The sequence below is a fragment of the Mycobacterium sp. UM_WGJ genome (assembly GCF_000455125.1).
Classification (GTDB): Bacteria; Actinomycetota; Actinomycetes; order Mycobacteriales; family Mycobacteriaceae; genus Mycobacterium.
Map to the genome: position 1 here is coordinate 13,715 of NZ_AUWR01000075.1, position 17,878 is coordinate 31,592.

Here is a 17,878-nt window from a genome sequence, read left to right on the forward strand (position 1 = left end):
GGCCGTATACGGCCGCACCGGTCTCACGAATAGCCTGTGGCCGAAATGGCCAGGCGATCGACGACGCAGCTTCAGCTCAGCGCGCACCGCTTCCTGGCCCGCCGGATGGAACGGGCGCTGCGGTGCGGGCAGGTCACGGGCGGCGCGGTCCCCGGTCGAAGCGCGCTGGCCCGGGGCTGGCTGGTGAGCATGGTCGTGGCCGTCGGCGCGATCCTGCTGGCCGTCGTACGGCCACATCCGGTCCTGGGTGATGCGCCGATCGTGCTGGACCGCGCGACCGGGGCGCTCTACGTCCGCATCGGCGACACGGTGCATCCGGTGTACAACCTCGCGTCGGCGCGGCTGATCACCGGGGCGGCCGACCCTCGACCGGTGGACGGCAACGCGGTCGGCCGGGCCCGGCGCGGCGCGCCGCTGGGCATCCCGGGTGCGCCGGGCGTGCTCGGGGCGCCACTGCCGGACACGGTGGCGTGGTCGTTGTGCGAGGACTCGGCCGGCACCGTCCTTTTAGTCGGTGCCGATCCGTCCGGGCGCCTCGACCCACCGCAGGCCATACCGGTCAGCTCCGAAGCAGGGGCAACCTATCTGCTCCTCGACGGGCGGCGGGTTGCGGTCGACCCTGCTGACCCGCTGCTGGACTCCGCCGTGCCGAGACGGGTCTCGGCGTTGTTGCTCAACGCGATCCCCGAAGCCCCGCCGGTCGACCTTGGTAGGGCGGGCCCGTTGGTGGGCTCGGCCCCGGCCACGTTGTGCGTGCACTGGCGCGTCGACGAAGCGGCCGGGATCACCCTGTCGAGTGGGGCGCGTCTACCGGCGGGGGCGTCGCCGACCGCGCTGGCCCACGCCGACGGGTCTGGCCCCGCCTTGGACGGGGTCTATCTGCCGCCCGGGCACAGTGCCTACGTGCGGGCGGCCGACACCTCGGGTCACGCGGGCGGTGTCGGCTATCTGATCGCCGAGAGCGGGGTGCGGTTCACCGTCGACGACGACGATGCGGCGCGCAGGCTGGGACTGCCCGCAGTGGCCACCGGGGTGCCGTGGCCGCTGTTGGCCGGGTTGCCGGCCGGCCCCCGTCTCAGTCGTGACCAGGCGATGCTGAGCCGGGACGCGGTGCCCGGCCCGACAGCGCCCGACCGGTGAGGGCTGCCAGCAGCAACGCCAATAGGGCCGCCGTGCCGACGATCGCGGTGCGCAGCCCGGCTGGCGCGGCTTCGGCAGCGGGTTCGAGGTCAGGGGCGGGACGCGACAGAGGCGGGGCGGGCCGGGGCGGCTCGGCGGAGGTGGCCACGTCAAAGGTGAGCGCCGCCAACACGTCCACCACACCGGCACCGACGAGATCATCACGCCCGCCCGGTGGGTGATGGGCGGTGGCCCTGATCCGGTCCATCACCTGGTGCGGCGTCCACTGCGGAAACCTCGAGCGGATCAGCGCCGCCAGCCCGCTGACCACCGGAGCGGCGAAACTGGTGCCGCTCAACGGCGAGTCGTCGAGGGTATCGGCCAGCGCATCGCCGACGGTACTCAACGAGAGCACCGCTTCGCCGGGCGCTGCCACATCCACCCACGGACCGGGCAGGGTGAACGCCGAGGCGACGCCGCGCGAGTTCACCGAGCCCACGGTCAGCACGTAGTTGTCGTACCAGGCCGGCGTGACGATCATGGGTTCCTGGGCCCCGCAACCCTGGTCGGTGTTGCCGGCTGCTGCGACGACGACGCTGTTCTTGATCTCGACCGCGTACGCCAGGGCAGCGCCCAGCGCGCGGTCGTCGAGTCCGGTACGGGCGGGCCGGCAGGCCACCGTGGAGATGTTGATCACCGACGCACCCAGGTCGGCCGCGGTACGTACCGCCTTGGCCAGGATGTCGACGTCGCCGATACCTGCGGCGTCGCCGAGTGCCGCGAACCGGGTGCTGGACGCGCGGATGCCGATCACGGTGGCCAGCGGTGCCACGCCGCTGAACCCGTCGGTCACGGGATCCGCTGCGGCCGCGATGATTCCGGCGACCAGGGTGCCGTGTCCATCGCAATCCCGGGTGCCGTCGCCGGTGGAGACGTAGTCACCGCCGCCGATCAGTCCGGGTAGCCGCCGGTGCGGGGCAACACCGGTGTCGATCACCGCGACCCGCTGACCGGCACCGCGAGTGAGCGCCCAGGCCGCCGCCAGGTCCAGCCCGGCGAGCTGGGTCGGGGCCGCACCTGGCCCCAGCGTGCCCACCGCGCACACCTCACGTTGCACCGTTGGCCGCTCCGGCGTGGCCGGCGCCGGGGCAGGAACCAGGGTGCGGTCGACCGGCGGCGGTGTAACCGCGCTGGCCGGTGGCGCGGCCGCCGTCACCGCGATCGTGGCGGCCGCCAGTAGCCGAGCGATCCGGGTACGCGGCACGGCTCAGCCGATACTCAATCCGCGGGCCAGGCTGTAGAACCCGCACACCCAACACGCCAGCGGCGCCAAGGATCCGAGAGCCAGGCCCTCCATCACCTCGGCGACCCGCCGGATGAGCGGGGACGCGGTCGGAGCCGTGAAGCCCAGTCCGAGCGCCGTCGCGACAAGCATCACGGCCAGCGCCGCCGGCCATTGCGCCGTTGTGCTGCTTGCCGCGGCGAGCAGGCCGACCGCCAGTGTGGCGGTACCGCCGGCGATCAGCGCCGCGACCTGCACGCCGTCGGTGTGCGAGCGGGCGCGCAGTGCCAGCGCCATGCCGGCCGTCGCCGCGAACACTGCGCCGACCATGCGGGGCGCCCCGGCACCCGGTGATCCGGCGACCACCGCGGCAGCGCCCAGAGTCGCCGACGCCGCAGTCGCCGCAACCAATCCGGTCACCAGGTGGTGCGTCTCGGCTACCTGCGCCGGCACGGCTTGTCCCCGGCGGAACAACCCGGTGGCCGCGGCCGCCGCTCGGCCGGCGACTCGGAGCATGCCGACTCCGGCGACAACCGCCGCGGCTCCCGCCCGCGGCAGCGCAATTCCTGTCACCGCGACGGTCATTCCCGCGACGGCACCCAGTACCGCCAATCCGGCCAGGCAGCACAATGTGGTGCGCACCAACCCGTTGCAGCCACTCGGTGGGACGGCCATCAGGGCGACCGCGCCGGTGGCCGCGACCGCCAACAGCGCGTTTGGGGCGCCGGGGCCGCCCGGAGTCGCCACGAAGCCGGCCACCCCGGCCAGCCCGGACGCGGCGAGCGCAGCGCTGAGCCGGCAAGCCGTAGGACTCCATGGGCGCTCGATGTTGCGCACCGCGGCCGCCACCTCTTCGGCGGGATCGTCGAACGACACTTGTGGGGCCGGACATTCAGCGTGGCTCAACACCAGGGTGGCGCCATCGCGGATACCTTGCTGAGAAAGGGTTTTCGTGCCGTTTAGTGCGGCTCGTCCCGGCTCGAAGAGCCGATAGGGCCGCAGCGAGTCCGGGCTGGCTAGGCACGGCATCAGCTCGAGGACAGCCGCGATCAGAACCGCCACCGGCACCCTGGACGGGAGCGTCAGATCGGCGTGCGCATTAGCGGCGTGTACCGCTACCCGACGCAGGCCGGAATCCGGATCTGACACGGCACGTTCTCCTTTCGGCTTCGTTGCTCGCACGCTACTGATCCGGCTGCGGAGAGGATTGCGACTATCCACAGCCGACTTGCCGGTGAAATCGGCGGTGCCTACGGTGTGCCGATGACCGGTCCAGCGCCGACCGCGCTCCCACCCGCGTCGCCATCGCGGGATGAAATTGCGGTCGCTGCACCGCCATCGGTGCCGGACTCCGAGCCGCGGATGATTCTGGCCCGGTTGCTGCCCGCCGCTATGGCGGTGGGCATGCTCGTCGTGACCGCCGTCGCCTACCGCTCGGGCTCCCCGGCCGCACGTAGCCCGGTGTTCGCACTGTTCCCACTGATGATGCTCACCTCCGCGGTGACCGCCGTTGTCGCCGGGCGAAGCCACGGACGTGGCAACGACATCGACGAGGACCGCGAGAACTACCTGGCCTATCTCGCGGACTTACGGAAGTCTTTGGCAGACAATGCTGCGGCCCAGCGGGCTTGGGCGCTGTGGTCGCACCCAGAGCCAGACGCACTCTGGACGTTGGCCGGCGGGGCCCGAATGTGGGAGCGCCAACTCGGCGACCCCGACTTCGGCTCGGTGCGAGTCGGGATCGGCCCGGCTGTCCCGGCCAGTCGAGTGGTGGCACCCTCGCGCGATCCGGTGCGCGGGGTCGATCCGGTCACCGACGCAGCGCTGCGCCGTTTCCTGGACACCTACGCTGCGGTGCCAGACGTACCTGTCGCGGTGACGGTGCTGGGACCTTCGCCGCTGCTGCTGGACGGCGACAGTGAACGGGCTCGCGGTCTGCTGCGCGCACTGATCTGTCAGCTCGCCGTGCTGCACGGGCCCGATGCACTGCTGATCGCGGCCGTGGACGGTCGGCGTTGCGGCGACTGGGATTGGCTGAAATGGCTGCCGCACCATCAGCATCCGTCGGCCACCGATGCCGGCGGGCCATTGCGCCTGAACTATCCCGGCCTGGCCGCCGCCGAAACCAGCCTGTCCGGCCGCCGGGCCATCGTGGTCAGCGACGACGCCAGCGGCCTTCGGGTGGCGGAGACAGGCGCCCGAGGTGAGGCGCGCCGCCTGCACGTGACCGCGACGGAGCTGCGTGACGCCGATGACCGCCTTGGCCGGCCGGACTTTCTGACCCGCGCCGACGCGGTGGTGTGTGCACGGCGCCTGGCGGCGCACGGGCCCGTCGGCGCCGGGGACGCTCAAGGGTGGGCTCATCTGCTCGGCATCGGCGACATCGACCGCTTCGATGCACCGTCGGAATGGGCACGCGCATCAGCGCAGTCATTGTGCGTCCCGATCGGCACGGACCCGAGCGGAGACCCGGTACGGCTGGACATCAAGGAGGCCGCCGAGCACGGTAGTGGACCGCACGGGCTCTGTGTCGGAGCCACAGGTTCGGGCAAATCGGAGTTCCTGCGCACCCTGGTGTTGGGCATGGCGGCGCGGCATTCACCCGAGGAACTCAACCTGGTGCTGGTCGACTACAAAGGCGGCGCAACCTTTCTCGGTTTCGAGCAGGTCAACCATGTCAGTGCGGTCATCACGAACCTTGCCGACGAGGCGCCGCTGGTGGAGCGGATGCGCGACGCGCTGGCCGGCGAGATGCAGCGGCGCCAGCAACAACTGCGCGCCGCCGGGGCGCCCAGTATCGCCGCATATCGGCAGGTGCGAACGGCGCAGCCGCAGCTGCCGTCCCTGCCTGCACTGCTGGTGATCGTCGACGAGTTCGCCGAGCTATTGCACCAGCAGCCCGACCTGCTCGACACCTTTGTCGCCATCGGCCGGCTGGGCCGGTCGCTGGGAATGCACCTATTGCTGGCCAGCCAGCGGCTCGAAGAGGGCAGGCTTCGGGGTCTGGAATCGCATCTGTCCTATCGGGTGTGTCTCAAGACGATGTCGGCGGCCGAATCCCGGATAGTGCTGGGCAACGGCGAGGCATACGAACTGCCCAACATTCCCGGAGTGGGGCTCTTGCGCACCGCAGACGGCACGGTGCGGCGATTCCAGACGGCCTACGTCTCCGGGATGTGCCCTGCTGCCCGGACTGATCCGATCGCGGTCCGCCCGTTCACCGCCGCGCCACTGGGCCCGGTAAGGGAAGCGGCCGAAGCGGGCGGGCGCACCCTGCTGCAGGCAATGCTGCAGCGATTGTCCGGGTACGGCCCGGCGGCGCGACCGATATGGCTGGCGCCGCTGGGAGATTCCCCAGCTCTGGGAGCACTCCTCGACGCAGGCTACGCTGATCTGACGGTCCCGATCGGCATCGTGGATCGGCCCTTTGAGCAGCGTCGGACTACCTTGTCGCTTCGGTTGGACGGCGGCGGCGGACATGTCGCTGTCGTGGGTGCCCCGCAGTCGGGCAAGTCGACCGCGCTGCATACCCTGATCGCGGCGCTGTGCGCCACCCACGATGCGACCCGGGTCGCGTTCTACTGCTTGGACTTCGGTGGTGGGACGCTATCGGCGCTCCGAACCCTGCCGCACGTCGGTGCCGTCGCCGGCATTGGGCAACCGGACCTGGTCCGGCGGGTGGTTGCCGAGATGGAGGCGATCGTGGCGCGGCGCGAAGCCCAGCGAGCCGACCGCATCGCGCAAGACGAACGCCCGGCCGCGGACGTGTTTATGGTGATCGACGGATGGTCCGCGCTGTGCCGCGAAATCGAGGTGGAGGCCAGGATTGTCGCGCTGGCCGCCCGCGGGCTGTCCTTTGGCGTGCACGTGATATTGGGTGCGTCGCGGTGGGCCGAGGTGCGGCCCGCCTTGCGGGACCTGATCGGCACCCGTATCGAGCTGAGGCTGGGGGATCCGGCCGAGTCCGAACTGGACCGCCGCCAGGCCCAGCGGGTGCCGCAGGGCCGGCCCGGACGCGGCCTGACCCACGACGGCATGCACATGCTGCTGGCCCGCCCGCAAGGCTGGGAACCGATGCGGCACCCGGACGGTGCCGTCGCGCCGCCGATCCGGCTGCTGCCGGCCGTCGTCGACCGGGCCGAGCTGGCGGCGACCCCTGCTGGCCTGCCGGTTCTGGGCGTTGACGAACGCGGACTCGAGGCTGTTCCGATTGATTTCGGTCGCCAACCGCACCTGCTCGTCGTGGGCGGCAGTGAGTGCGGCAAGACCTCCGCGCTGCGAACGTTGTGCCGGGAGCTGGTCCGATGCCACGCCGTCGGCCAGGCTCAGCTGCTGGTGGTCGACTACCGGCGCGGCCTGCTGGACGTCGTGCCGGCCGGGCACTTGGCCGGTTATGCGATGTCGCGGCCGGCGCTGACAACACTGCTGCCGGAGCTGATCGACCGGCTGGCGAGGCGGATGCCCGGTGCCGACCTCAGACCGCAGCAACTGCGCGCCGGGTCGTGGTGGTCTGGCCCGCACTTGTACGTGGTGGTCGATGACCACGACCTGGTTGCCGCCGGCGCCGGCAATCCGCTGGCACCACTGCTGGAATACCTGCCGCACGCAGGGGATCTCGGACTGCACCTGATCGTGGCCTGTCGCAGCGGGGGAGCGGCCCGGTCGATGTACGAGCCGTTGCTGACCGCGCTGACCGATCTGGGCGCGATGACGCTGACGATGAACGGTTTGGCCGGCAGTGCCGCGGACGCCCCGTGGGGTCCGGTCCGCCCGGTGCCCCTGCCGCCCGGGCGCGGCACCCTGGTCACCCGGTCTGACGGCGAGCGGCTTATCCAGGTGGCTTGGGAGCCATGAGCGCATGTCATCGTGCGGTGATCGAGGCAGGTCCCGTATCGATTCGCCGATTATGTTGCGGCGGAGTGGAATCAGTCGACGCTGTAGCGGCGCTGGAGTGGATCGATGACCCGGTCGGACTGGTCGGCGGGCAACCGGTGTCGATGGCGGAGCTGCTATGCGACGTATTGGCCTGCCCGCTGCCTGGCGAGTCGGTCGAGCTCATCCACCCATCCTGGTGGCCGGTTCGAAGGGTGCAACTGCTCACGGCGGCGGCGCGAGAGCTGACCGGCGAGGTCGTGACCCGTTCGCGTGCAACGCTACTGGCGTGTGCATTCCGCGCCGCGGTCGTGGTGGAGATCGCCGCGGTCCTGGTGGCCGTCACCGGAGCCGAAGGCGCTGATGTCGTTGCCGAGCCGCGCATCGGTTCCCCCGACGAGGTCGCCGACGCGGTGGCACACCGGATACGTGCGGCGGTTCGGGGTCACCCCGCAGTGGTCGTGATCGACGCACCGGCCGGGATTGGCGGGGCGGGGTTGCTCTCGGCGCTGATCGAGCAGCGGCTGCGGCCCGAGGTGCGGGTGACGGTGGTCGATCGGCTGCCGCCGATCCGCCGCGCCGTCGATCCGCCGGTCGCCGAACCGGCCCCTTCCGGTCGCCGGTTGTGGCTGGGCCCAGCCGCCCTGGTCGGCGGTGTGGTGGCGCTGGCCCTGCTGGCAGGTCACGCGGCGCGCCCGGACATCGAGAATCCCGTGACCTATCTCGTGGAAAGTCATGTGGCGGTGCAGGTTCCGTCTGATTGGGTGACGCGACGGGTGACGGATGGGCCAGGTTCGGCCCGAGTGGAGGTGGCGTCGCCCGGCGACCCGCAGCTGGTGCTGCACGTCACCCAGGCGCCCGCCGCCGGCGATACCCTGACCGCCGTCGCCGAACCGTTGCAGCGAGCACTGCGACGCGCTGACGCCGAGACGCCCGGGGTGTTCACCGGTTTCAACCCCGCCGGCACCAGCGCGGGTCGGCCCGCGGTGACCTATCGAGAGGTGCGCGACGGCCACCACGTCGACTGGGCGATCGTGGTCGACCGCGCCGTGCGCATCGGCATCGGATGCCAGAGCGGACCGGGTGGCGAGGCCACCCTGCGCGCGGTGTGTGAGCAGGCGGTGCGCTCTGCCCACGCCGTCAGCTGAGGGTCGATGCCGCCAAACGTCAAACGGGGGGATTTGCGCCACTGGCTGGGAGAGCTGCCTTGAGTCCGGCCATTCGGACCACAGGCCGGCCGGTGGACAATGCACGCAGGCCAGCTCCTCAGCGTCGTTGGGCCTAAATCACCGCCCCCACCAGCATGAGCGGTGCCAGGCCGATCAGCGCCGCCAGTGGTTCGCCGATGGCGGCCAGCGGGTCGCCGGCAGCCAGCTGGGTTTCGAACAGGTTCCAGGCGACCTGGGGCAGGGTGAAGAACAGGGTGCTGCCCATGTCGATGGGCGGCAGACCGGTGTGGGTCAGCGACAGCTCCTGGAGGCCTTCGGCGTACCAGTTCGCGGCGCCGGCGAGGAAGGTCGACAGATAACTCGTGATGTCCTCCCACGACCCGTCGAGGTTGAACGCCGCGGTCGCCGAGTTCAGCAGTGGCCCCAGCACGTCGGACATCGTTTTCGGTGAGATCAGCTGGTAGTTCGCGGGATCGATCAGGTCCTGGTAGGCGTCGGTGAATCCCTGCAGCACACCGTTCCACAGCGCCTCGGGCACCTGGTCGAGGACGCTTTGGTCGGGCAGGAAACCCATCGGGGTGGCCACATCGGCGTAGCCGGGCGACCAGCCGTTGTCGATGCTGCCGTAGCCCAGGTTCACCAACACAGACAGCGCCGGCTGCAGCAGGTCGGCCAGCGGATTGCCGAACACCGGCAGCAGCCGAAGCGGGGCCAGCAGCGGCAGGCTCGGCGACTCGATCATGTAGTAGCTGGTCAGGCTGTCGGGATCCAAGGTCGGCAGCGGCACGGCGTTGCTGATCTGCTCCGGCGTCAACCCCAGATACGCGACATGGTTGAAGAGGATGCCCAGATACGCGTTGAGGTCGGCCAGCAGATTGATCGGGTATTTCGGGAAGTCGGCGAAGCCGTCGTACTCATAGGTGTAGACCGAGGTCGGCGACACATCCGATGGGGCGGCGCCGGAAAACGTCAGCCCCAGGTGTACGGCGTCGGGGTTATCGCCGAACGGGACGGCGAACCGTTCCAGCAACCCGCCGTTGGGGTTGTTCGGGTTGCCCAGCAGCACGAAGTGCACATTCGCGGGATCAATGCCCTCCTGCTCCAGTCGCGCCATCAGCAGCGAGTCGATGGAGGCGCTCTGCGAGTAGCCGCTCACCACGACGGGGTTGTCGGCGCTGACTCCACCGGTCGCGATCTGCCGCTGGATCGCCTCTTCGATGATCTGCATGCCCCGGGCTGTCGAATTGTCGAACGTCATGCTGAACGGCCCGGTGAACGGATACAGCGACTGCGGTGTGGTCACCGGCAGAAGGTCGCCGGTGAAGCCATGTGGTTGCAGGTACAACCTGTCGAACGCGTTGAGCCAGCCCTGGCTGGGGGTTGCGACGAAGCTGGCGCCCATGATCAGGGCGGTGCCGTCCCCGAGCGAGGATCCAGTGCCGGCTAAGAGCACCGGCGCCGATGTTGCCGCTGGTTGCACCGGCGGAACGACCAGCGCACCGGCGCCGGTGATGGCCAGTCCAGCGGTGAGACAGACGCCCAGAGTGCGTTGCATTTCCCCTCCTCGATGCAGACGACGGGCCCACGCCGCAGTCAGCTCAAGGCTTACGGTCCGCGTTCCGCATTTATGTCATCCAGGCGGTGGCTCTAGAAGCGGAATGCGCAGAATCGACGCCGGGTGGACGCCCACGGTCGAGGGAACCGAAGCCAGCCGAACGCCGTCGAACTACATATCAGCGCGACTCGATCGCGGCCGCCGACGGCAGGAGACGATGTGAGCACACCCGCAGCCACCAGCACACTCAGCGCCGACTTCGACGTCATGCGCGCCGTCGCGGCGGCCACCGACGCCCGCAACGAGGAGATCCGCGGGATGCTGCAGGCGTTTGTCGGTCGAATGCGGGCGGTGCCGCCGTCGGTGTGGTCGGGCCTGGCGGCCGCCCGGTTCCAGGACGTCGTGGACCGCTGGAACGCCGAATCCCTGAAGCTGCACCACGCGCTGGCGCGCATTGCCGAGACCATCCGCCACAACGAGCGGGCGCTGCGCGAGGTCGCCCAGGCCCACTCCCACCACATCGCTGCCGCCGGCGACGGAATCTGAGCGGAGACCCAGATGGATGCCGCATTGTCGTACAACTTCGACGAGATCGAATATGCCGTCCGCCAGGAGATCCACTCCACGGCCGCCCGGCTCAACGGGGCCCTGGAGGAGCTGCGGTCGCAGATCGCCCCCCTGCAGCAGGTGTGGACGCGGGAGGCGGCCGGTGCCTACCACGCTGAACAGCTGCGATGGCAGCACGCGGTCAGCGCGCTGAACCAGATCCTGTTCGACCTTGGCGGCGCCGTCCGCGACGGCGCCGCCGACGTTGCCGACGCCGACTGTCGCGCCGCGGGAGCTTGGGGGAGGTAGGAGAGGCCGCCCCTAACACGGTGTGGCCCCGGAGGATGGAGAGCCGACGGGGCCACACCGGCTCCCACGCCGGCGGTCACCGTTTTGACCCGCGCGGATCGCCGCCGGTAAGCTGCACCGTTGGCGTGCGGTGCCTAGTGGCACAGCGGGTACTCGGGTCAATGTCGGTCGCCGAGAAATCACCCCGCGTTCACGCCGGACCGGCACCCGGCTCGCTCCGGGATCCGCTAGAACCGGGAACGCCCGGCTCGAGTAAAAGAAGAGGTAAGCGCTGTGCCCACCTATGCGCCGAAGGCGGGTGACACCACACGTTCGTGGTATGTCATCGACGCCACCGACGTGGTGCTCGGCCGGCTCGCCGTTGCGGCAGCAACCCTGCTGCGCGGCAAGCACAAGCCGACATTCGCACCGAACGTTGATGGCGGTGACTTCGTCATCATCATCAACGCCGACAAGGTCGCCATCAGCGGCGACAAATTGCAGAAGAAGATGGCTTACCGCCACTCGGGCTACCCGGGCGGGCTGCGCAAGCGCAGCATCGGTGAGCTGATGGAGACCCGTCCCGACCGCGTCGTGGAGAAGGCGATCCTCGGGATGATCCCGCACAACAAGCTGGGGCGTCAGATTCAGCGAAAGCTGCACGTCTACGCCGGCCCGGTGCATCCGCACACCGCTCAGCAGCCGATCCCGTTCGAAATCAAGCAGGTGGCGCAATGACCGAGACCGCATTTGAGGGTACCGAGGCCATCGACGAGGCCGCCGAGGCCTCTGAGGCCAGCGCGGTTGACGAGACCGTAGAGGTGCACGAAGAGGCCGCGCCGGCTTACCAGCCGCACGACCTGGGCCGTCCCATCCAGACCGTCGGCCGCCGCAAGGAGGCCGTGGTGCGTGTGCGCCTGGTGCCCGGCACCGGCAAGTTCAACCTGGACGGACGCACCCTGGAGGCCTACTTCCCGAACAAGGTGCACCAGCAGCTGATCAAGGCTCCGCTGGTCACCGTGGACCGGGTGGACAGCTTCGACGTCTACGCCCACCTCGACGGCGGCGGCCCCTCCGGCCAGGCCGGTGCGCTGCGGCTGGCGCTGGCCCGCGCGCTGATCCTGGTGCAGCCCGAAGACCGTCCGGCTCTGAAGAAGGCCGGCTTCCTGACTCGTGACCCGCGGGCCACCGAGCGCAAGAAGTACGGTCTCAAGAAGGCCCGCAAGGCTCCGCAGTACAGCAAGCGCTGATCTGCGATTGCATTCTGGCAGCGAGTTGGGGGTGCCTTCCGCACGCGGAAGGTGCCCCCGGCTTGCGTTTGAGGGTGCGTGTTTTCGGTCCGATACCGGCGTGTCGGGCCGGAGACACGCGCGCTCGCGGCGATAAAGGATAGTTATGGGTCGACTTTTCGGCACCGACGGCGTCCGCGGGGTTGCCAACCGCGAGCTGACCGCCGAGCTGGCGGTCGCACTGGGCGGCGCGGCGGCCCAGCGGCTCGCCACCGGTACCGGTCGCCGGGTGGCCGTCGTCGGCCGTGACCCGCGGGCCAGCGGAGAGATGCTGGAGGCCGCGGTCATCGCCGGGCTGACCAGCCAGGGCGTCGACGCACTGCGCGCCGGTGTGCTGCCGACCCCGGCAGTGGCCTATCTGACCAGCGCGTATGAAGCCGACTTCGGGGTGATGATCTCCGCCTCGCACAACCCGATGCCGGACAACGGCATCAAATTCTTCGGCCCGGGTGGACACAAACTCGACGACGCGACCGAGGACCAGATCGAAGACCTGGTGGCCGCCGGACCGGGCTTGCGCCCGATCGGCGCCGAGCTGGGCCGGGTGGTGGACGCCAAGGATGCGCTGGACTGCTACCTGCGGCACCTGACCGAAACCCATCCCACTCGGCTGGACGGCCTGACCGTGGTGGTGGACTGCGCGCACGGCGCGGCATCGGACGCGGCGCCGCGGGCTTACCGGGCCGCCGGGGCCACCGTGATCACGATCAACTCCGATCCCGACGGGCTCAACATCAACGAGGGGTGCGGCTCGACGCATCTGGAACCGGTGCGCGCCGCGGTGCTGCACCACGGCGCCGACCTGGGCCTGGCGCACGACGGTGACGCCGACCGCTGCCTGGCCGTCGATGCCGCCGGCAATGTGATCGACGGTGACGCCATCATGGTCGTGCTGGCACTGGCCATGCGTGACTCCGGAGAACTGGTCGACGACACCCTGGTGGCGACCGTGATGAGCAATCTCGGGTTGCACCTGGCCATGCGCGAGGCCGGGGTCACCGTGCACACCACCGACGTCGGCGACCGCTACGTTCTCGAGCAGTTGCGGGCCGGAGGATTCACGCTCGGCGGTGAGCAGTCCGGTCACATCGTGCTTCCCCAGGTGGCCACTACCGGTGACGGCATCATCACCGGCCTGCGTCTGATGGCACGAATGGCGCAGACCCGGACTCCGCTGGCCGCCCTGGCCTCGGCGATGCGCACGTTGCCGCAGGTGCTGATCAATGTCGAGGTCACTGACAAGGCCGAAGCGGTGGGCCGCCCCGCCGTGCGTGACGCGGTGCAGCGTGCCACCGACGAACTCGGTGCCACTGGACGAATCCTGTTGCGACCGTCGGGAACCGAGCAGCTCGTCCGCGTGATGGTGGAAGCCTCCGATGAGGAGACGGCGCGCCGGATCGCGGCAGATGTCGCCGACGCGGTACGCACTCGGAACTGAACCCGCGGTTCAGCGAATCTCGGGGAACCAGGGAACCCGTCCAACGCTGTCGCCGTCATACCCGTATGGGACGACAACAGCTCTACCTCGACGCCGCCGCGCTGCGGTCGGTGGCGGACCATTTCGATGCGACCGCGTCGGCCATTGATACGGCTTCCGGCATCCGGTTGGGCGGGTTGATATTCGACGGCGGTGTTGCCGGACGCGACCATATCGGCCCGGGTGAGGCGTTACGCCGTGGTCTACAGGCGTGGTTGCCCGAGCTGATGCGCTGGTCGCGGGCCAACGCCGAGATCGCCACGGCACTGCGAGTCGGCCTGGTGCGCTATGGACAGGCCGATACCTCTGCGGCCGAACGGGTCGGCTGACGTGGCCCAGCGACACGATGTGTCCGGCCGGCTGGCCGAGGGGCGTGAGGCGGTCACGCACCTGCAGACCTACGTGGCGGCCTGCCAGCGACGGGGATATCGGCATCCGGAGCTCACCGGCTACGAAGGACAGCTCGCCGACCACTACGACAGCGAAGCCGGCCTGGACCTGCGAGCGCTCGATGCCGACTGTGTCGGTATGTACGCACTGGCTGACGCTGCCGACGAGGCACTGCGCGCGCAACGACAGCAACTGGTCGAGTTGGACGGTGCTTGGCGCGGTCCGGGCGCCGACGTGGCCGCGGAGTTCCTGCGCCAGCACTGTGACGCCGCGGCGCAGCTGACGGCCCGGCTGCGCGCCGTGGCCGGCGCCTGTGGCTCGCTGCGGAATGAGCTGTGGCGGTTGGTCGACGCTAAGGTCGCCGCGGTGTTGGCCGTCGATGAGCGGGCGGGCGCGTACCGGTCGTCTTGGCTGGCGGCAGCCCACGCGGTGGCCTCCGGCTCCGAGGACGAACGTGCCACCGAGGTGGTCGACAAGCAGGTGCTGCCGTACGTGGACAACGATGTCCGCGTCGAGTGGGTGGCCGCGGTCCGGTCGGCGCGGGACGGCATTGATGCGGCCTACGGCGCCGCGGTCGCGGCGGCCGAGCCTGGGCCGAGCGTGGTGTTCGCGCTGCCGGGGGACCTGGGACCGGTGGGTCAGCCCGCCGCGGCGGAGCCCGTTGTGCCGTTTTCGGTTGCGCCGATGCCGGGTCTTGCGGAGGTTCCGCCGGCGCAGCCTGCCGCGGTGGCGCCGGGCCCGCCGGGGCCGGCAGTGGGCGACCCGGCGCCCGCCGGACCGCTCGATGCCCTGCCGGGTGATCTTGGCTCGCTTGGAGTGCCCGGCCTGCCCGGCGACCTGGGGTTGCCGTCGACGGGACTACCGGGCGGCGCGGGTGGTGGGCTCGGCGGCCTCGCGGGCCTGGGCGGGCTGATCCCGCGGCTTATCGATGCGCTCGGCGATCCCGGCGCCGGCCAGGCGCTCGACGAGCCGTTCGATGAACACGCCCGGGGCGACCCTGAACCCGAAGACCCCGCGGGCCCCACCGATTCCGAGGACGCCGGCGACTCCGAACCGGCAGGCCAGACCGCCGGTGCGGCTGAGGAACCCGAGCCGGCCGAACTGTCGGAAGACATCGGTCCGCGGCCGGGAGCCGAGGAAACCGCGGACACCGAAGACGCCGAGCAGCCCGGCGAGGCGGACGACCCCCCCGGGCCGGCCGCTGATGTCGCGCCGAAGACCCCCTGTGAGACCGCCGCCGAAGAGTTGCCGCAGGTAGGGGAGTGATCCGAGCACTCACATCATGATGCGGTTAAGAACGCATCATGATGCGCATCGGAGTACGATGCTGAACGTGAGGACAACCGTGGTCATCGACAGCGACGTCGCTGCCGAGATCGAGCGGCTTCGGCGGCAGGGGCTGGGGATCAGCGAGGCGCTGAACCTGCTCGCCCGCCGCGGTATCGCCGCATCGGCCAGCGCCCCCGGGTCTCGATATCGTCATCGCTCCACGCCGATCGGCCTGAAGGTCGATGTCACCAACGTGGCGCAGGTGCTGGACCTGCTCGATGATGACCGGTGAGCCGCGATGCTCCTAGACGCGAACCTCCTGATGTACGCGGTCGACGCCGATAGCAAACACAATCCCGTGGCCGCGGCGTGGCTGGAAGAAACGCTGAACGGCGCCAACCGGGTCGGCCTGCCATGGCAGACCATCGGCGCGTTTCTGCGTATCGTCACTCATCCCAGGGTGACTGCCAACCCCTTGACCGGGCCCCAAGCGTGGGATTACATCGCGGACTGGTTAGCGGTCCCGGTGGTGTGGATCCCGCCCGCGACCGAAACCACCGCACAGGCATACGCCACTATCTGCGCTCAGATCGAAGTCACCGGCAACCTGGTACCGGACGCGCAGCTTGCCGCCCTCGCCATCGAGCACGGCGTCGAACTGGCCTCCGCCGACACCGATTTTCAGCGATTCCCCGGTTTGCGCTGGATCAACCCGCTGGCATAAGGCCAAGCACCCGGCGCGTCGTTCAGCCCTGCGCGGTTCCCCAGGACTGCAGCGTCGAGACGATCCTGGCTGCCGCCTCCAGTTCTTCCAGAGACAGTTCGTGGGTCGGCGTACGCCACTCGGCGAGGACTGCCAGCCTGCCCTCGACGAAGTTCTGCTTGGACTGGCCGCGCTGGATCTTGCCGCTCGAGGTGGTCGGCAGCGATACGTGGTGCACCAAGACCACGGCGTCGGCCGCGATCCCGTGATGGGTTGCGACCGCCAGTCGAATCGCATCGATGATCGCATCGAGGTCGGCCTCAGCGGCCTGCGCGCTGTCCACCTCGTGGATGATGACCAACTGTCCGACCCCGTTGGGCGGCGCGTCGGTGGCGAAGGCCGCTCCGCGGCCCGACACCAGCACCGGACTGCACTGCTGCACCGTGAATTCGATGTCGTTGGGGTAGTAGTTGTGACCGTCGATGGTGATCAGGTCCTTGCAGCGTCCGGTCGTGAAAATCTCACCGGCACACAGGAAACCGAGATCTCCGGTGCGCAAGAACGGTCCGCGGGCCTGGTCGGCCGGTTCGGCCAGCCTGGCTCCGAACGTCGCCGCCGTTTCCTCCTGCCTATTCCAATAGCCCTGCGCCACGTTGGGTCCGGCGACCCAGATCTCGCCGATCTCGTCGGGTCCGCAGAGGCGGCGGGTCACTGGATCGACGATGGCGATGTCGGTCTGCCGTGGCTGACCGCAGCCCACGAAGGTCGCGGCGGCGGGGTCCTCCGGTGCCACATCGACGATGCGGTCCTGTTCCAGCGCGACCCGATCGAGGTAGCGCACCCCGGGCACTCCGGCGGGCGATCCGGACGCCACACACAGGGTGGCCTCGGCCAACCCGTACACCGGATAGCACGACGAGAGCTGGAAACCCGCCGGCGCGAATGCGTCGGCGAACGCCGCCAGTGAGGTGGCGCGCACCGACTCGGCTCCGTTCATGGCGACTGTCATGCAGGAAAGGTCCAGCGCGGCACGCTCTTCGGGAGTGCTCGTCTCCACGCACCGGTCGTAGGCGAAGTTCGGCGCGGCGGTGATCACGCCCCGATGGGCGGACACCAGTTCCAGCCAGCGCATCGGGCGCTTGATGAACGCGGTCGGTGACATCAGCGCCGTGCTGGCCCCGACGTAGATCATGGACAGGATGCCGCCGATCAGGCCCAGGTCGTGGTGCGGTGGCAGCCAGAACACGCCCCTGGCGTTCTCGTCGCCGTTCCACGACTGGCGGATGGCATCGCAGTTATGCAGGATGTTGCCGTGGCTCAGCAGCACGCCCTTGGGGGAGCGAGTCGATCCGGAGGTGTACTGGATGGCAGCTGGCGAGTCGATGTTGAGGTCCGGCGTCACCCAGGTGTCAGGGTCGGCGCCTGCATCGGTGAAGAACCACTGCTCGGGTTCCCCTGGAATCCCGGCGACCGCGGCTCGGGTTTCCTCGCTCTTCTCGCTGGCGGTGAGCGCGAACTTCGCGGCCGCGTCGGGGACGACGACCTGCAGGCGCGGCGCCAGTTTCTGATGGACCGGCACCGCCACGGCGCCGGCGTAGAGGCAGCCGAAAAACCCGGCGATGAAGTCCAGGCCCGGCCGCACCAGCACCAGGACCCGCTCGCCGGCGACGTCGTAGCGTTGCAGGTTCGCCGCGATCGCGCGTGCGCGGCGGTCCAGCTCACGAAACGTCAGCTCGCTGCGGCCTTCGTCGTCGCCGTTGTAGGAGAAGCTGAACGCGACCTTGTCACCGAACCGGTCTGCTTGGCGTTGCAGCAGCTCAAACAGGGTTTGGGCGATGGGCGTTGTCACGGTCGGCGTGAAGTCCATAGGCCCATCTTGGCCTGCGGAGTGTCCTGGGCCACATCCGGCCCATCGTCGG

General features: G+C 69.6%; 16 protein-coding genes. 12 read left to right on the forward strand and 4 right to left on the reverse strand.

The features are described 5' to 3' along the window. Positions 1 to 45: 45 nt before the first annotated feature. Entirely contained in the window at positions 46 to 1,140 is a 1,095-nt protein-coding gene (gene eccB / locus N416_RS22265; protein ID WP_081654636.1) for a type VII secretion protein EccB, read from the forward strand. Here eccB and mycP read toward each other — a convergent pair. Beyond that, positions 1,076 to 2,383, reverse strand: coding sequence for a type VII secretion-associated serine protease mycosin (gene mycP, locus N416_RS0119515; RefSeq protein WP_024443777.1), 1,308 nt, complete (start codon positions 2,381 to 2,383; stop codon positions 1,076 to 1,078). The two genes, eccB and mycP, sit on opposite strands and share 65 nt — an antisense overlap. 3 nt (positions 2,384 to 2,386) lie before the next feature. Further along, the gene (locus tag N416_RS0119520; RefSeq protein ID WP_192830986.1) at positions 2,387 to 3,550 is read right to left on the reverse strand and encodes an EsaB/YukD family protein; all 1,164 of its coding nucleotides are present in this window, start codon (positions 3,548 to 3,550) and stop codon (positions 2,387 to 2,389) included. Positions 3,551 to 3,664: 114 nt separating this feature from the next. Between N416_RS0119520 and eccCb the strand changes: the two genes are divergently transcribed. Together eccCb and N416_RS0119530 are read left to right on the forward strand one after the other, a co-directional pair. After that, positions 3,665 to 7,255 carry a type VII secretion protein EccCb gene (gene eccCb, locus N416_RS0119525; RefSeq protein ID WP_036458666.1) on the forward strand — a complete coding sequence of 1,197 codons (3,591 nt, stop codon included), beginning with the start codon at positions 3,665 to 3,667 and terminating at the stop codon, positions 7,253 to 7,255. Then, complete coding sequence (locus tag N416_RS0119530; protein ID WP_024443780.1) at positions 7,252 to 8,421, forward strand: type VII secretion-associated protein; 1,170 nt, start codon at positions 7,252 to 7,254, stop codon at positions 8,419 to 8,421. The genes eccCb and N416_RS0119530 overlap by 4 nt, the downstream gene beginning before the upstream one ends. Positions 8,422 to 8,554: 133 nt before the next feature. Here the strand turns inward: N416_RS0119530 and N416_RS0119535 are convergent, their stop codons facing one another. After that, positions 8,555 to 9,997, reverse strand: a complete 1,443-nt coding sequence (locus N416_RS0119535; RefSeq protein WP_024443781.1) for a PE-PPE domain-containing protein — start codon at positions 9,995 to 9,997, stop codon at positions 8,555 to 8,557. A gap of 219 nt (positions 9,998 to 10,216) precedes the next feature. On the opposite strand from N416_RS0119535, the gene N416_RS0119540 reads away from it, so the two are divergent. The 9 genes from N416_RS0119540 (at position 10,217) to N416_RS0119580 (ending at position 15,980) form a co-directional block, all read left to right on the forward strand. After that, positions 10,217 to 10,543: a WXG100 family type VII secretion target gene (locus tag N416_RS0119540; RefSeq protein ID WP_024443782.1), complete on the forward strand. Its 327-nt coding sequence runs from the start codon at positions 10,217 to 10,219 to the stop codon at positions 10,541 to 10,543. 12 nt (positions 10,544 to 10,555) lie between these two features. Next, the gene (locus N416_RS0119545) at positions 10,556 to 10,852 is read left to right on the forward strand and encodes a WXG100 family type VII secretion target (RefSeq protein WP_024443783.1); all 297 of its coding nucleotides are present in this window, start codon (positions 10,556 to 10,558) and stop codon (positions 10,850 to 10,852) included. A gap of 273 nt (positions 10,853 to 11,125) precedes the next feature. Then, positions 11,126 to 11,569 carry a 50S ribosomal protein L13 gene (rplM, locus tag N416_RS0119550; protein WP_024443784.1) on the forward strand — a complete coding sequence of 148 codons (444 nt, stop codon included), beginning with the start codon at positions 11,126 to 11,128 and terminating at the stop codon, positions 11,567 to 11,569. Continuing rightward, positions 11,566 to 12,081 (forward strand): 30S ribosomal protein S9, encoded by a 516-nt coding sequence (rpsI, locus tag N416_RS0119555; RefSeq protein ID WP_024443785.1) that lies wholly within the window; start codon positions 11,566 to 11,568, stop codon positions 12,079 to 12,081. The genes rplM and rpsI overlap by 4 nt, the downstream gene beginning before the upstream one ends. Positions 12,082 to 12,226: 145 nt before the next feature. Then, positions 12,227 to 13,558: a phosphoglucosamine mutase gene (gene glmM / locus N416_RS0119560; protein ID WP_024443786.1), complete on the forward strand. Its 1,332-nt coding sequence runs from the start codon at positions 12,227 to 12,229 to the stop codon at positions 13,556 to 13,558. A 65-nt stretch (positions 13,559 to 13,623) separates the two neighbouring features. Then, positions 13,624 to 13,926 (forward strand): hypothetical protein, encoded by a 303-nt coding sequence (locus tag N416_RS0119565; protein ID WP_024443787.1) that lies wholly within the window; start codon positions 13,624 to 13,626, stop codon positions 13,924 to 13,926. A gap of 1 nt (position 13,927) precedes the next feature. Then, on the forward strand, positions 13,928 to 15,253 hold the full coding sequence (locus N416_RS0119570) for a hypothetical protein (RefSeq protein ID WP_024443788.1): 1,326 nt from the start codon (positions 13,928 to 13,930) through the stop codon (positions 15,251 to 15,253). A gap of 58 nt (positions 15,254 to 15,311) precedes the next feature. After that, a complete protein-coding gene (locus N416_RS0119575) occupies positions 15,312 to 15,548 on the forward strand; it encodes a hypothetical protein (protein WP_036458668.1) in 237 nt (78 codons plus the stop codon). Between the two features lie 6 nt (positions 15,549 to 15,554). Then, positions 15,555 to 15,980 (forward strand): TA system VapC family ribonuclease toxin, encoded by a 426-nt coding sequence (locus N416_RS0119580; protein ID WP_024443790.1) that lies wholly within the window; start codon positions 15,555 to 15,557, stop codon positions 15,978 to 15,980. Between the two features lie 22 nt (positions 15,981 to 16,002). Here the strand turns inward: N416_RS0119580 and N416_RS0119585 are convergent, their stop codons facing one another. Beyond that, positions 16,003 to 17,826, reverse strand: coding sequence for a fatty acyl-AMP ligase (locus N416_RS0119585; RefSeq protein ID WP_024443791.1), 1,824 nt, complete (start codon positions 17,824 to 17,826; stop codon positions 16,003 to 16,005). Positions 17,827 to 17,878 lie beyond the last annotated feature (52 nt).

What these genes read in the sequence shown, in the direction of transcription:
- N416_RS0119585 (WP_024443791.1), bottom strand. Translation starts at nt 17,826, where the DNA reads ATGGACTTCACGCCGACCGTGACAACGCCCATCGCCCAAACCCTGTTT.
- N416_RS0119530 (WP_024443780.1), top strand. Translation starts at nt 7,252, where the DNA reads ATGAGCGCATGTCATCGTGCGGTGATCGAGGCAGGTCCCGTATCGATT.
- rpsI (WP_024443785.1), top strand. Translation starts at nt 11,566, where the DNA reads ATGACCGAGACCGCATTTGAGGGTACCGAGGCCATCGACGAGGCCGCC.
- N416_RS0119535 (WP_024443781.1), bottom strand. Translation starts at nt 9,997, where the DNA reads ATGCAACGCACTCTGGGCGTCTGTCTCACCGCTGGACTGGCCATCACC.
- N416_RS0119580 (WP_024443790.1), top strand. Translation starts at nt 15,555, where the DNA reads ATGCTCCTAGACGCGAACCTCCTGATGTACGCGGTCGACGCCGATAGC.
- N416_RS0119545 (WP_024443783.1), top strand. Translation starts at nt 10,556, where the DNA reads ATGGATGCCGCATTGTCGTACAACTTCGACGAGATCGAATATGCCGTC.
- N416_RS0119575 (WP_036458668.1), top strand. Translation starts at nt 15,312, where the DNA reads ATGCTGAACGTGAGGACAACCGTGGTCATCGACAGCGACGTCGCTGCC.
- eccCb (WP_036458666.1), top strand. Translation starts at nt 3,665, where the DNA reads ATGACCGGTCCAGCGCCGACCGCGCTCCCACCCGCGTCGCCATCGCGG.
- N416_RS0119565 (WP_024443787.1), top strand. Translation starts at nt 13,624, where the DNA reads ATGGGACGACAACAGCTCTACCTCGACGCCGCCGCGCTGCGGTCGGTG.
- eccB (WP_081654636.1), top strand. Translation starts at nt 46, where the DNA reads ATGGCCAGGCGATCGACGACGCAGCTTCAGCTCAGCGCGCACCGCTTC.
- glmM (WP_024443786.1), top strand. Translation starts at nt 12,227, where the DNA reads ATGGGTCGACTTTTCGGCACCGACGGCGTCCGCGGGGTTGCCAACCGC.